12 protein-coding genes are annotated in these 13,618 nt (G+C 60.0%); 7 read left to right on the top strand and 5 right to left on the bottom strand.

Features of this window, described 5'->3' with window-relative positions:
* Nucleotides 1-27 precede the first annotated feature (27 nt).
* A complete protein-coding gene (locus ACP0GE_RS18980; protein ID WP_424833462.1) occupies nt 28-888 on the top strand; it encodes a helix-turn-helix domain-containing protein in 861 nt (286 codons plus the stop codon).
* An 86-nt stretch (nt 889-974) separates the two neighbouring features.
* Nucleotides 975-1,157, top strand: coding sequence for a hypothetical protein (locus ACP0GE_RS18975; protein WP_424833461.1), 183 nt, complete (start codon nt 975-977; stop codon nt 1,155-1,157).
* 62 nt (nt 1,158-1,219) lie between these two features.
* Here ACP0GE_RS18975 and ACP0GE_RS18970 read toward each other — a convergent pair whose 3' ends face one another.
* Nucleotides 1,220-2,701 (bottom strand): carnitine 3-dehydrogenase, encoded by a 1,482-nt coding sequence (locus tag ACP0GE_RS18970; protein WP_424833460.1) that lies wholly within the window; start codon nt 2,699-2,701, stop codon nt 1,220-1,222.
* 73 nt (nt 2,702-2,774) lie between these two features.
* Nucleotides 2,775-3,692, bottom strand: a complete 918-nt coding sequence (locus ACP0GE_RS18965) for a 3-keto-5-aminohexanoate cleavage protein (protein WP_424833459.1) — start codon at nt 3,690-3,692, stop codon at nt 2,775-2,777.
* Nucleotides 3,693-3,823: 131 nt separating this feature from the next.
* On the opposite strand from ACP0GE_RS18965, the gene ACP0GE_RS18960 reads away from it, so the two are divergent.
* Nucleotides 3,824-4,810, top strand: coding sequence for a GlxA family transcriptional regulator (locus tag ACP0GE_RS18960; RefSeq protein ID WP_424833458.1), 987 nt, complete (start codon nt 3,824-3,826; stop codon nt 4,808-4,810).
* Between the two features lie 73 nt (nt 4,811-4,883).
* Here ACP0GE_RS18960 and ACP0GE_RS18955 read toward each other — a convergent pair whose 3' ends face one another.
* From ACP0GE_RS18955 to ACP0GE_RS18945, 3 genes are read right to left on the bottom strand one after another with little or no spacing between them, the layout of a single operon-like run.
* Entirely contained in the window at nt 4,884-5,930 is a 1,047-nt protein-coding gene (locus ACP0GE_RS18955; protein WP_424833457.1) for an aldo/keto reductase, read from the bottom strand.
* A gap of 30 nt (nt 5,931-5,960) precedes the next feature.
* The gene (locus ACP0GE_RS18950; RefSeq protein ID WP_424833456.1) at nt 5,961-6,419 is read right to left on the bottom strand and encodes a DNA polymerase III subunit chi; all 459 of its coding nucleotides are present in this window, start codon (nt 6,417-6,419) and stop codon (nt 5,961-5,963) included.
* A gap of 3 nt (nt 6,420-6,422) precedes the next feature.
* A complete protein-coding gene (locus ACP0GE_RS18945) occupies nt 6,423-7,889 on the bottom strand; it encodes a leucyl aminopeptidase (RefSeq protein WP_424833455.1) in 1,467 nt (488 codons plus the stop codon).
* 231 nt (nt 7,890-8,120) lie between these two features.
* On the opposite strand from ACP0GE_RS18945, the gene lptG reads away from it, so the two are divergent.
* From lptG to pdxA, 4 genes are read left to right on the top strand one after another with little or no spacing between them, the layout of a single operon-like run.
* A complete protein-coding gene (gene lptG / locus ACP0GE_RS18940) occupies nt 8,121-9,221 on the top strand; it encodes an LPS export ABC transporter permease LptG (protein ID WP_424833454.1) in 1,101 nt (366 codons plus the stop codon).
* The gene (locus ACP0GE_RS18935) at nt 9,221-11,383 is read left to right on the top strand and encodes an LPS-assembly protein LptD (RefSeq protein WP_424833453.1); all 2,163 of its coding nucleotides are present in this window, start codon (nt 9,221-9,223) and stop codon (nt 11,381-11,383) included. The genes lptG and ACP0GE_RS18935 overlap by 1 nt, the downstream gene beginning before the upstream one ends.
* A complete protein-coding gene (locus ACP0GE_RS18930; RefSeq protein WP_424833452.1) occupies nt 11,374-12,624 on the top strand; it encodes a peptidylprolyl isomerase in 1,251 nt (416 codons plus the stop codon). Before ACP0GE_RS18935 ends, ACP0GE_RS18930 begins: the two co-directional genes overlap by 10 nt.
* On the top strand, nt 12,621-13,586 hold the full coding sequence (gene pdxA, locus ACP0GE_RS18925; protein WP_424833451.1) for a 4-hydroxythreonine-4-phosphate dehydrogenase PdxA: 966 nt from the start codon (nt 12,621-12,623) through the stop codon (nt 13,584-13,586). Before ACP0GE_RS18930 ends, pdxA begins: the two co-directional genes overlap by 4 nt.
* Nucleotides 13,587-13,618: the final 32 nt, after the last annotated feature.

Raw genomic sequence — 13,618 nt, 5'->3', positions numbered from 1 at the left:
TTAATCAAAGTTGATATAATTCAACATATGGATGAAAAAATCGACAAACGTGATCGTGCTGCTCGGTTCCGTCTGCGGCTCGCCCGCGCCATGGAAGAACGGCATGTCAGTCAAAGCGCGCTGGCTCGGAATATCGGGGTGGACCGGTCAACTGTGTCCCAGTTACTTGCGGATGACGGTGCGCGCCTGCCGAACGCACATGTGATAGGTAGCTGTGCGGCGGTTCTTGGCGTTTCCGCCGACTGGCTGCTCAGCCTGTCGGACCGGCCTGAAAGCGCGGCCGAGTTGCTGGCCAGTTCGCTGACGATGGCCGAAGCACCCCGGGCGCTGGTGGATAACCGGATCTTTGAATGGCATCAGGAGGCCGCAGGCTACAAGATCCGCTATGTTCCGGCTACCCTGCCCGATATGCTGAAAACCCGCGCCGTGCTGGAGTGGGAATATGCCCCCCATTTGGGCCGCACAGCCGATCAGGCCATAGGTGCCTCTGAGGATCGTTTGACCTGGATGCGCAGCGCGCAATCAGACTACGAAATCGCAATGCCATTGTACGAGATCGAGAGCTTTGCGCTTGGCGTGGGATACTATGAAGGCCTGCCCCTACCGGTCCGGCTGCAGCAAATAGACCATCTGCTGGACCTATGCGAACAACTATATCCCAGACTCAGAATCTACCTGTTTGACGCGAAACGGCTTTATTCCGCTCCGGTCACCATCTTTGGGCCGCTGCTATGCGTCTTCTACGTTGGCAGCCACTATATGGCCTTTCGTGACCGCGACAGGATCGAAGTCTTTACCCGCCATTTCGACCGGCTGGTGCGCGAGGCCGACATGACCGCGCGCCATTTTCCCGAGCATCTGAAAAGCTTGCGCGCCAAGATCAGGTGAGTATCAAATCGATACATATATGTGATTTTGCGACTCTTGTTGTATAGTCACAATGCGCGAACCATCAGAGATGGAGGACAACCGTAATGGATCCACTCAAAACCGCTGAATATGCACGCGCTCTTTACACTGCCCACGGAGACCGGGCCGAGGCGGAAGCCGCTCAAAAGATGCGCGAATGTGAGGCCGCCGGAAACGCACAGGAAGCCAAAAACTGGCAGGCTGTACGCAGCACCATCCGTCAGATACGTGGCCCGAATCAAGGCTGATCAACGAGCCCTACAGGGGTTTTAGGGATCGCTGGCCCTCTACCGTTTTACCGAATGCGCGATCAACCAGGCTTGCGGATGGCGGCACCCGCACCCTCGGGATAGGGCAGCCCGGCCTGAGCTTTTGCGATCCGCGCCATGGCCGCCTCGATCTCGGGCGATGGCGGACTGGGGCGGCGGGTTTCAAGGCTGACATGCAGCAAAAAGCTCTCCGCGGTCGCCAGCAACATGTCGCCCGCGTACATGCTGTGGAAAACATGCAGCTTTTTGCCCCGCCCCAACAGCATCTGCGTCCGCACCTCGATCTTCTCACCGGCGTGAACTTCATTCACATAGCGGATGTGATTTTCGGCGGTGAAGTAACTCCCGCCGGACGATATATACTCCATGTCACAGCCAATGATCTCCATGAATCGATCCGTGGCCGCCGCGAATGCTTCGAGGTATTTCGCCTCATTCATATGGCCGTTGTAGTCGGTCCAATCCAGCGGCACGGCACGGGCCAGGGTCAGGATCGGTTGGCTTAGGTCAGCCTGATCCAGCGTCGGCAAGGCACCGGGCCGCAGCAGGGCGTCGTGCTGGTTCAGCACCGCACCTGCCCCGTAGTTCTGCGCCTTCAGCGCCCGCATCATGCCGACAAGGTTGTTGTCCCGTATCCGCTCCAACTCGCGGATCGAATACTGACCCGATTGCGCGTCTGATTGGTCGGCAATCATATCCACCAGTTCATCGGTGAACTGGGGCACATCCATCAACTTGGTCCAGGGCCATTTCAACGCGGGCCCAAACTGCGCCATAAAGTGCCGCATCCCGGCTTCGCCCCCGGCCACGCGATAGGTTTCGAACAGACCCATTTGCGCCCAGCGAATGCCAAAACCCATTCGGATTGCCTCGTCGACCTCCTCGGTGGTGGCAACACCGTCCTTCACAAGCCATAGCGCCTCACGCCAGACGGCTTCGAGGAATCGGTCGGCAATATGTGCGTCGATCTCCTTCCTGACGTGTAGGGGAAAGAACCCGACCGACATCAGCAGCGTCTTGGCGCGGTCAACCAGTTCGGGCGCATTGGCCTGCGACGGCACCAGTTCCACCAGCGGCAACAGATAAACCGGATTGAACGGATGCGTCACCACAATCTGTTCGGGTCGCAGAGCACCGTCCTGCAACTCGGACGGTTTGAAGCCACTGGTCGAAGACCCAATGATGGCGCCTGGATCACAAACTTCCTGCAAGCCTTTATAAACCTTTAGTTTCAGGTCCAGCCGCTCTGGCACGCTTTCCTGAATCCACGCGGCACCCTGAACGGCCTCGGCCATCTCCTCATGGAAAGTCAGCGCGCCTTCGGGCGGCAGAGGCACATCACTCAGCCCGGGCAAAGACCGCCGCGCATTGCCCAGAACCTCACCAATCTTGCGCTCGGCCTCCGGGTCCGGATCAAAGACCCGCACGTTCCAACCATTGAGCAGAAACCGCGCGGCCCAGCCGCCGCCGATCACGCCTCCACCGATGATTGCCGCTGTCTTTACCTGTTTCTCTTCGCCCACGATCCGCCTCTTCATCTGGCCCAAAATATCCCGGGGGTTTTGGGGGCTGGCCCCCAATCCGCCCAATTTGCCGTCACCGCGCCACCGGCGCCCGTTTCACCAGCCCCAACTTCTCACGCACCTCTTGCGGACCAATCACCCGAGCTCCCATATTCTCGATGATGGTCCTCGCGCGCTCAACCAATTGCCAGTTTTCGGCCAGAACACCCTTGCCGAGCCACAGGTTATCCTCCAACCCGACGCGCACATTACCGCCCGCCAACACCGCAGCAGCCACATAAGCCATCTGATTTCGGCCCAATGAAAACGCACTGAACGTCCAGTCATCCGGCACATTGTTCACCATCGCCATGAACGTGTTCAAGTCATCCGGCGCGCCCCAGGGAACCCCCATACACAGCTGGACCAGAGCCGGGCTATCCAATACCCCGTCCTTCACCAACTGCTTGGCGTACCACAGATGACCCGTATCAAAGGCTTCGATCTCAGGCTTCACGCCCAGATGAGTCATCATCCGACCCATCGCCTGCAACATGCCCGGCGTATTGGTCATGACATAATCGGCCTCGGCAAAGTTCATTGTGCCACAATCCAACGTGCATATCTCGGGCAGACACTCGGCCACATGCTCTACCCGCGCGGCTGCTCCGATCATGTCGGTTCCGTCCTCCCGCAATGGCAAGGGCGCCTCGGTTGGTCCGAACACCATATCCCCGCCCATTCCCGCCGTCAGGTTCAGAACCACATCCACCTCGGCTTCGCGAATCCGGTCCGTTACCTCACGGTACAGGTCCAGCCTACGGCTTGGCGCGCCGGTCTCTGGGTCACGCACATGGCAGTGCACCACCGCCGCCCCCGCCTTGGCCGCGGCAATCGCACTGTCGGCAATGGCTTGCGGCGAACGCGGCACATGCGGGCTGCGATCCTGCGTTCCACCCGACCCGGTGACAGCGCAGGTGATAAAAACATCGCGATTCATTTCCAGAGGCATGGTGTTTTCCCCAAGTTATACCGGGTTTTGCCAGAGGTTTCCCCAGACTTCTCCCCGGTTATCGATTTGCGTTCGCGCCCGACTCTGACGCAGCCTAGGGAAAATACTTGTCAGAATGCGAATCAGACTTGATGAAATCCGCAAAAAACATACTGCAACCCGAACATCGCGCCCTGAAAACGGCGGTGCTGGTGCTGGACGACTGCAACACGCTCTGCTTTGCCTCTGCTGTAGATCCAATGCGCGCGGCCAATCGGTTGGCAGACCGCCCAGCGTTTGACTGGGATTACGTCACCGCAACGCCCGAACCCGCAATGCTGACCAGTGCGCTGTCGGTGCCCGGTATCCCGCTTGCGCGGTTTCAGGATTGCGACCTGATGATCGTTGTCGCTGGCTTCCAACTGGCCCGTCACGCCACCCCCAGCTTGCTCGCCGGCCTGCGCCGTATCGCCGGAACCGGAGCCACCATGGCCGGAATTGACGGAGGCCCATGGCTACTGGCCGAGGCTGGCCTGCTGGACGGCCACGCTGCCACAACCCATTGGGAAGACCTTGAAACATTTGCTGCCCGTTTCCCCGATATCGACGTCCGCCCCGACCGGTTCACCATCTCGGAAAACCGCATGACATCCGGCGGAGCCATCCCGGCTGTCGACATGATGCTGCATATCATCGCCGCCCGCCACGGTGCCGGATTCGCCGCCCGCGTCTCTGGCCTGTTCCTCTACGACGGCGCGTCCGAACCAACAAAACCGCAAAGCCGCACCGGCGCCCCCCATCGCCACACGGCCCTGACAGCCAAAGCCAATTCGCTGATGGAGTCCTCGCTGGATGAGCCGCTGCCTCTGGCGTATATCGCCGACCGCCTTGGAACCAGCCCCCGCACACTGCAACAGCAATTCCGCCTGCGCCTGAACACCACGCCGCAAGACCACTACCTGCAACTGCGCCTGGCCGAGGCCCGCCGCCTTGTCACCGATACCGACATGCCTTTGATGGATGTCGCGCTGGCCACCGGCTTCACCTCGCAATCCAGCTTCGCCCGCGCCTTTCGCACGGCTCATGGACTCTCTGCCCGCGACCTGCGTCAGGACCGCACGCTACCGACCCACCACTGACCGGATCCCCTTCATCTGGCCAAAAATATCCCGGGGGAGTCGCCAAAGGCGACGGGGGCAGAGCCCCCTGCCCCTAGTAGGGCATGGGATACGCCCGGTGGACCCTGTTAATCTCCGCCAGAACCTCGGGCGGCAGCACCAGATCCAAACCGCCTAGAATATGGTCCAATTGATCGGTGCTTGTCGCGCCAAAGATCACCGAGCCCATGAAGGACCGGCTGCGACACCAGGCCAGCGACATATGAACCGGGTCCAACCCATGACGTTCAGCGATATCCAGATAGGCCGCAACCGCGTCAAACACTCTTTCGGTCCTGCGTCCGCCCATTTCCGGTACAATCGACATGCGCGATCCGTCCGGAACCGCACCGCCTTGATACTTTCCGGTCAGAAACCCTGCCGCCAGGGGCGAGAACGCCAGCAGACCCACATCCTCAAACAGGCACAGCTCGGCCAGGTCCGTGTCAAACAAACGGCACAGCAAGGAATACTCGTTCTGGATCGAGGCCACGCGCGGCCCGCCCATCTCTTCGGACAGTCGCAACCATTGCGCAGTGCCCCAGGCGCTTTCGTTGGACAGACCAAAGGCGCGGATGTTGCCCTTGTCGACCTGCGCCTGCAACGCATCCAGACAGCCCCGCATCTCGTCAAGAACCGCATCCTTGTTGCCACCCGTTGGAGCATAGTCCCAGTTCTTGCGGAACATATAGCTGCCGCGATTGGGCCAATGGAACTGATAGAGATCGATGTAATCCGTCTGCAACCGGCGCAGCGATCCCTCGACCGCCTCGGGGATGGTTTCCTGTGAGATCGGTGCGCCACCGCGCGCGTGCACAAACCCCTCGCCCGAATGTTTGGTCGCCAGAACGTAATGATCGCGCCGCGCAGCATTGGCAGCGTTCCAATTGCCCAGGATTTCCTCGGTCAAACCCACGGTTTCTTTCGAGATCGGGTTCACCGGATACATCTCGGCCGCGTCAACGAAATTCAGCCCTGCCGCCAATGCCATATCCATCTGCCGATGGGCATCTCTTTCTGACGTCTGAGTGCCAAAGGTCATTGTCCCAAGGCACATGTCTGTCACCATGATCCCGGTGCGGCCCAAAGGCTTTTTGTCCATGAATAAATCTCCAGAAAACAACTTGGCCGATTAAGCTTCGGCCTTTTTCTCCCACTTGCCCGATTCCTCGGACCAATACTGCGCCGAACACCCCGCAGCGGTCAGGGCTTTCCATTGCCCGCGCGCATGCTGAACCGCGGCGTCATCTGTGCCGTTGAACAGAATACAGACTCGCTCCAGCGCGTTGACCTCATCTGGCCCCACCTCCGCGCCATCCACCGCCATCACGCAGGTGGCGCCGTTGCCCGCTGCGGTGTCTGTGGTCAATAATATCGGCTGATCTGCATCATGCGCCCCACCAGCGCGACCATGTGGCAGGAACCCTTCGTCGGCCCCCAACCACAGCTTCCCATCAAGCCAGTCCATCCGTGCCGGATCAGTGCCCCGCACGGCAATCCGCCACCCGGCCTGCCGCGCCTTGTCCAGCAGTACCGGCAAAGTATGCTCAAGCGGACGTTGGGTCAGGTGGTAGAAATAGACAGCGCCCATTGTTTACTCGAAATTGTCCTGCACAAAACGGCTGAGCGCACGAACGCCCCAACCCGTTGCCCCTTTGGGCGCATATGACGTCTCGGACGAGACTGAGGCGACACCGGCAATGTCCAGATGAATCCAGGGTGTTTCTTCTTTAACGAAGCGCTGCAGGAACTGCGCTGCGGTGATCGACCCCGCAGGCCGTCCGCCCACATTCTTCATGTCCGCTATCCGGGATTTCAGCAGGTCGTCATAGGCCTTGCCCAAAGGCAGACGCCACGCGCACTCATCCTCGGCTTTGGCAGATTTCAGGAAGGCGTCGCAAAAGGTGTCATTGTTTGAAAAGACACCGGCATTCTCGTGCCCCAGCCCGATGATGATCGCGCCGGTCAGGGTTGCCAGATCGATCATACCGACCGGGTTGAACCGTTCCTGCGCGTACCACATCACGTCACACAGAACCAATCGGCCCTCGGCATCGGTGTTGATGATCTCAACCGTGTCGCCCTTCATCGACTTGACCACATCGCCCGGGCGGGTCGCATTGCCCGAGGGCATGTTTTCAACCAACCCGACCAAACCCACAACATTGGCCTTGGCCTTGCGCTTGGCCAACGCGCGCATGGTACCAGCGACAACACCCGCGCCGCCCATGTCCATGGTCATGTCTTCCATGCCGCCCGCAGGTTTTAGCGAGATACCACCGGTGTCAAACACCACACCCTTACCGACCAAGGCCAGTGGCGCATCATCCTCGTCGCCGCCGTTCCACTGCATCACCACAACTTTTGACGGGCTGTCCGAGCCCTGCCCCACGCTCAGCAGCGTCCGCATGCCCAGTTCGGCCAGCTTGTCTTCATCCAGCACCTCGACCTCAAGGCCAAGCGCCTTCATTTCGTCCAGACGGTTGGCGAATTCTGTGGTGGTCAGGACATTGGCCGGCTCATTGGTCAGATCACGGGTCATCCGCACGCCATCGGCCACGGCATATAGCGGGGCAAATGCGGCCTCGGCGTCTTCCGGCTTGTTATGGGCGATGATGATCTCAGCCGCCGGATCCGAATCCTTTGTCTTATGTACATCGAAATCATAGCTGCGCAGGACCATGCCAAGGGTCAGATCCTCGGTCCGGACCTGATTGCCCGCCATGACCAGCACGGCCTTGCCCCCTGCCAGCTTGGCCAGCTTCGCCCCTGCCTTACGTGCCGCGTCCTGATCCGGGCGGCGCGGAAGAACCAACACATCCAGCGCCTCGGCCTCCATTCCGCCGGGCCAGGCCAGCGAGATTACCTCACCCTCTTTGACCTTTTCAAACCGCTCGCTTTCCACCAACCGTGCAACCGCACCACGTGTCAGCCGGTTGGCCCGTCGCACCGCCGGCCCCATCTTGCCATCTTCGGTCACGATTATCGCGACCCGCCCTTTGGCCTGAGCCATCAGATCAAGGTCGAAGGGTTGAAAACGGACGGGGACAAGGCTGCTCATGAGGTGCTCCTGAAAAATGCGTTGCACAAGACCTAGCCCGCGCTGCCGCGGTTGACCAGATAGCAGTTTTCCCCGCCCCGCAATTGCATTATGGTCGCCCGAAAATTACCGGCAGGTTTCGGGGGACTACACAGTGATATCATTCGGCAGGCATAGGCCGTCGCGTATGGGCGCAGGCCGTGGCACGCTGCATGTGATTCCCGAACTTTTTCTCAGCCCGAGGGACGCCGCGTGATCCTCGACCGTTACTTTGCCCGCCGCTTCCTGCAGAGCTTTGCCGTGATCGGAGCCATCTTTCTGGTTCTGATGATGTTGATCGACCTGATCGAACAGGCCCGGCGTTTTGACGATGCGAATCTGTCTTTTGGCCAGCTGCTACGGTTGACCTTCCTGAACACACCGGCCGCCATCAGCGAGATGCTGCCGCTGTTGATGATCCTGTCCACAATCGCACTGTTTGTCGGTCTGGCCCGCAGTTCCGAGCTGGTGGTGACCCGCGCCATTGGTAGGTCGGGAATTCGGGCACTGGTGGCCCCGGTATTGCTGGCGCTGATCATAGGGACGCTGGCGGTGGCTTTGCTCAACCCATTTGCGGCAGCCACGTCGGAAGAATTCCAGCGGCTGTCTGACAGCTACCGCAACAACGGCAGCTCGACCTTGTCAATCAGCCGCGAGGGGTTGTGGCTGCGCCAGGGTTCAGCCGCCGGGCAATCCGTGATCCACGCTCAGGGCACGCTGAACGGAGACAAGCTGGGCCTGCGCGACGTGACGATCACCACGTTCTCGCCCGACGGCAAACCAACGGAACAGATTTTCGCCAAACAAGCCCAACTGGAAAACGGCCATTGGGCGCTGCGTCAGGCCAAGGTCTGGACAATTCAGGACGACCTGAACCCCGAGGCCAATGCAATCACGCGCGAGGTTCTGAACCTGCCGACGACACTGACGCGCGATCGCATTCTCGACAGGCTCGGCCAGCAGGACTCGATCTCGGTCTATGACCTGCCGCAGTTGATTCGCGATTTGCGAGAGGCCGGGTTTTCCACCAAGCAGTACGAGGTCTGGTTTCAGGTACAGCTGGCACGACCGTTCTTTCTGGTCTCGATGGTGCTGATAGGTGCCGCTTTCACCATGCGCCATGTGCGGTTTGGCGGCACCGGGGTCGCGGTGCTGACCGCCGTTCTGTTGGGCTTTGCTATCTATTTTATTCGAAACTTCGCCCAGATTCTGGGTGAAAACGGGCAGTTACCGATCCTCATTTCCGCCTGGGCACCACCTTTTGCCGCCGTCCTGCTGTCGCTGGGCCTTTTGCTGCACGCGGAGGACGGCTGATGCGTCCAGTACTGATGGCCTTGTTGTCCAGCGCATTGGTGCTGTCGGTGCCGGTTGGCGGATCGGCACAAACAGCAGGGGACCCTCCGACCCCGGATCAGACGGCGCAGGAAGAACAGCCCGCCCTGCTGGTCGCCGACAAGATTTTCATCACGCCGGACCGCAAACTTGTGGCCGAGGGCAATGTCGAGGCCTTTCAGGGCGACACCAAGCTGACCGCCAGCAAAGTGATCTACGACCGCGAAACCGGCGCGCTGACCCTGACTGGCCCCATTCGTATTGATCAGGGGGGACAATCCACGCTGCTGGCCAATTCGGCCGAGCTGGATAGCGGTTTTCAGAACGGCCTGCTGACCGGGGCACGGATGGTGTTTGACCAACAGGTCCAGATTGCTTCGGTTCAGGCCACACGTGCGGCGGGCCGGTACACACAGTTCAGCAAGGTTGCCGCGACCTCGTGTCATGTGTGCGCCGATGGCAGGCCCCCGCTGTGGCAAATCCGAGCGCGCAAAGTGACCCACGATCAGGTGGAACAGCAGCTATATTTCGAAGGCGCGCAGCTGCGCATTCTGGATCTGCCCGTTTTTTATTTTCCGGCGCTGCGCCTACCTGACCCGACACTGGACCGCGCCACAGGTTTTCTGGTGCCTTCGCTTCGCACGACATCGCAGCTGGGCACCGGATTGCAGGTTCCGTATTTCTTCAAACTCGGCGATCACAAAGACCTGACGCTGACCCCTTACGTATCACCTAAAACCCGTACGCTGGGCTACCGCTATCGCCAGGCCTTCAAGCGCGGTCGCATCCGGTTCGACGGTGCCTTTACCCGGGACGATCTGCAACTTGACCAGGACCGCGGTTATTTCTTTGCCAATGGCTGGTTCAATCTGAAGAACGACTACCGGTTCACCTTTGATCTCAAGACCACGTCGGACGACGCGTATCTGGCGGACTACGGTCTGCCTGACTTTGACCGGCTGCGCAGTGAAATCGCGCTGGAACGGATCAAACGCGATGCCGCTTTCAAGACCAGCTTCATCTACTACAAAACATTGCGCGACAGCGAACAGCAGGATGAAATCCCGTCTCGTGTCTTCGATCTGAATTACCGAAAGCGATTTTTCCCCAATGCCTTGGGCGGGGAAGTTCAGCTCGCGTTTATCGGCCATGCTCACGAACGCACCAGCGATCAGGATATCATCGGCCGGGACGTCGCGCGGGCGACATTTGATGCCGAATGGCTGCGCAGTTGGACCTTCGCTACTGGTCTACGGGCCGACGCGCAGTTCGGCGCTTCGGTCGATACGTTCGATATTCGCGACGACAGTGCCTATCCCAACAACATCACCCGCTCGACCCCGCGCGCGGCACTGACGTTGCGCTATCCCATGCAGCGCCGGGAACAATCAGGCGCGACACAAATCCTTGAACCGATTGCTCAGATCGGGTGGACCCATGTCTCGGACACCGATGTGCCAAACGATGAGAGTACGTTTCAGGAGTTCGATCAGGGTAACCTGCTGTCTCTGTCACGCTTTCCGGCAGAGGATCGGCGCGAAGACGGAACGACAGCGGTGTTTGGCCTGAACTGGGCACGGTTCGACACTTCGGGCTGGCGCGCGCAGGCCACGGTTGGTCAGGTGTTTCGAACCACCCAAGACCCCGATTTCACGCTGACATCCGGCTTGCAGGGCACGGCCTCCGACATCCTGCTGGCCGGGCAACTCGACAACGGCAAAGGCCTGACGCTGGCGGCCCGTGGTCTGTTGGATGACGATTTCAGCTTCTCCAAGGCAGAGATTCGCACCGCCTGGGCCAAAGATGAAACTCTGCTGACCGGCAGCTATGTCTGGCAGGAACCGGATCCGGCGGAAAATGCTGGCGACGAAATCTCGGAGCTCTGGCTGACCGGACGGTATCGCGTCGATCAGAACTGGCTGACCAGCGCCTTTGCCCGCTATGATCTGAGCGAATCCGAACCCATTCGGTTTGGCGTCGGCGTCACCTACAGCAATGAGTGCGTCAGGTTTAACATGTCCGTAAGACGGCGCTTTACATCGACATCAAGTATTGAGCCTTCGACGGAAATCGGCTTTACCGTTGCCCTGACAGGGTATTCCGTCGAAAGCGGTGGTAAGAAGTATAAAAAGTCATGCAGCTGATCTCAGGCCTAACTAAGTTTTTCCGTTCCGGCTGGACCAATCCGGCCATACCTGCGCTGACCGCAGCGCTGGTCGCTCTGGCACCGCAGGCCCACGGACAAAGCCTGTTTTCCCCGGCGATCCGGGTGAACCAGGACATCGTCACCTGGTATGAACTGCAACAGAGGCAACAGTTTCTGGACGTCCTCGGCATCCCCGGCAGTTCCGAGGCCGAAGTGCGCCAGGCCCTGATCGATGATCGCCTACGCAAGCAGGCCATGCGTGACGCGGGCATCCAGGCAGCTCCTGAAGACGTGCAGGCCGGGATCGACGAATTTGCCGCGCGAGGGCAACTCAGCACCGATCAGTTCCTTCAGGCCCTGGGCGACGTTGGGGTCGACCCGGAAACAGTACGCGACTTCGTGGCCGATCAATTATCATGGCGCGACTACATCGCTGCCCGCTTCATCTCGCAAGCGCGCCCGACTGATGACGAGATCAACCGCGCCTTGGGTCAGGGCGGCGGCGGCGGCCTGCAGATTTTGCTGTCGGAACTCATCATCCCTGTTACGCCACAAACGGTCGCGCAGGCCAACGCGCTGGCCACAGAAATTTCGCGCCTTGACACTCAGGATGCGTTCTCCGCTGCCGCAACCCAGTACTCGGCTGCCGCGACCCGGGACAATGGCGGACGCCTCGATTGGCTGCCAATCACCAATCTACCACCCGCCTTGCAAGAGGTCATTCTGAGCCTGAAGAACGGGCAGATCACCGAACCGATTACCTTGCCCAATGCGGTCGCTCTGTTTCAGATGCGTGGCATTCGTGAAGTTTCTTCTGGCACGCCGCGCTACTCCAAGATCGACTATGCCGCCTACTACCTGCCAGGCGGGCGCAGCGCCGACAGCCTGGCCACCGCAGCCCGCCTGAAGGAAGAAATCGATACATGCGACGATCTATACGGCGTCGCAAAGGATCAGCCTGCCGAAGTGCTTGACCGCGTTTCCGCAGCCACGTCCGAAATCCCGCGTGATATTGCACTGGAACTTGCCAAGCTGGACCCGAACGAAGTTTCGACCGCGCTGACCCGCAACAACGGCCAGACTCTGGTGTTTCTGATGATGTGCAACCGCACCCGTGATCTGGGCGAGGACACGTCCCGCGTCGATGTCGCCAACGCCCTCACCCAGCAGCGTCTGCAGGCCTTCGCCGAAAGCCTGTTGGAACAACTGAGGGCCGACGCCGTTATCATCGAACAATGACCGCGCCAATCGCGCTCAGCTGCGGTGATCCGGCGGGCATCGGGCCGGAAATCGCCGCCAAAGCCTGGGATGCGCTACGGGGCAACTGCCCCTTTGTCTATATCGGCGACGCATCGCATCTGCCCGAGGCAACACCAGTGGCGCGGATCGCGGACCTGTCGCAAACTCGCACCGCCAGCAGCAGCGCCCTGCCTGTTCTGCATATGGAATTCCCGGCCCCGAATATCCCGGGCCAACCCGAACCTGCCAATGCACCCGCCGTCATCAAGGCCATCGAACAAGGCGTAGCGCTGGTTCAAAACGGCTCTGCTTCGGCGCTCTGTACCGCGCCAATCCACAAAAAAGCACTGATTGACGGCGCTGGCTTTTCCTATCCGGGCCACACCGAGTTTCTGGCCGCACTTGCCGGGCGCGACCGGGTTGTCATGATGCTGGCCAGCGATCAACTGCGTGTCGTTCCGGCCACGATCCATATCCCCCTGTCGCAGGTTCCAACCGCGCTGACACCGGACCTGCTGCGCGAAACGCTCGACATAACCGCGCAAGGGCTGCGCGAACAGTTCGGTATTGCTCACCCGCGCATCGCAGTTGCAGGTCTTAATCCCCACGCCGGCGAAGGCGGCAAGATGGGCACCGAGGAGTTGGACTGGATCACCCCGATGTTGGAAGAATTCACGCCCGATGGCTACAAGATCACCGGCCCGCACCCGGCAGATACAATGTTCCACGCCGCCGCCCGCGCACGCTATGACGCAGCGGTAGCGATGTACCACGATCAGGCCCTGATCCCGATCAAGACGCTTGATTTCGACAAAGGTGTTAACGTGACCCTGGGCCTGCCCTTCATCCGCACATCCCCGGACCACGGCACTGCGCTGGACATCGCCGGGCAAGGCATCGCCAACCCTACAAGCCTGATCGAGGCCCTGAAACTCGCCCACCGTATGGCACACACCCCGTGATCCTTCACCTGGCTAAAAATATCCCCGCCGGA

Origin of the sequence: Ruegeria sp. (assembly GCF_965243365.1) — a bacterium.
Classification (GTDB): Bacteria; Pseudomonadota; Alphaproteobacteria; order Rhodobacterales; family Rhodobacteraceae; genus Ruegeria.
This window is presented reverse-complemented; position numbering and strand designations above follow the sequence as displayed.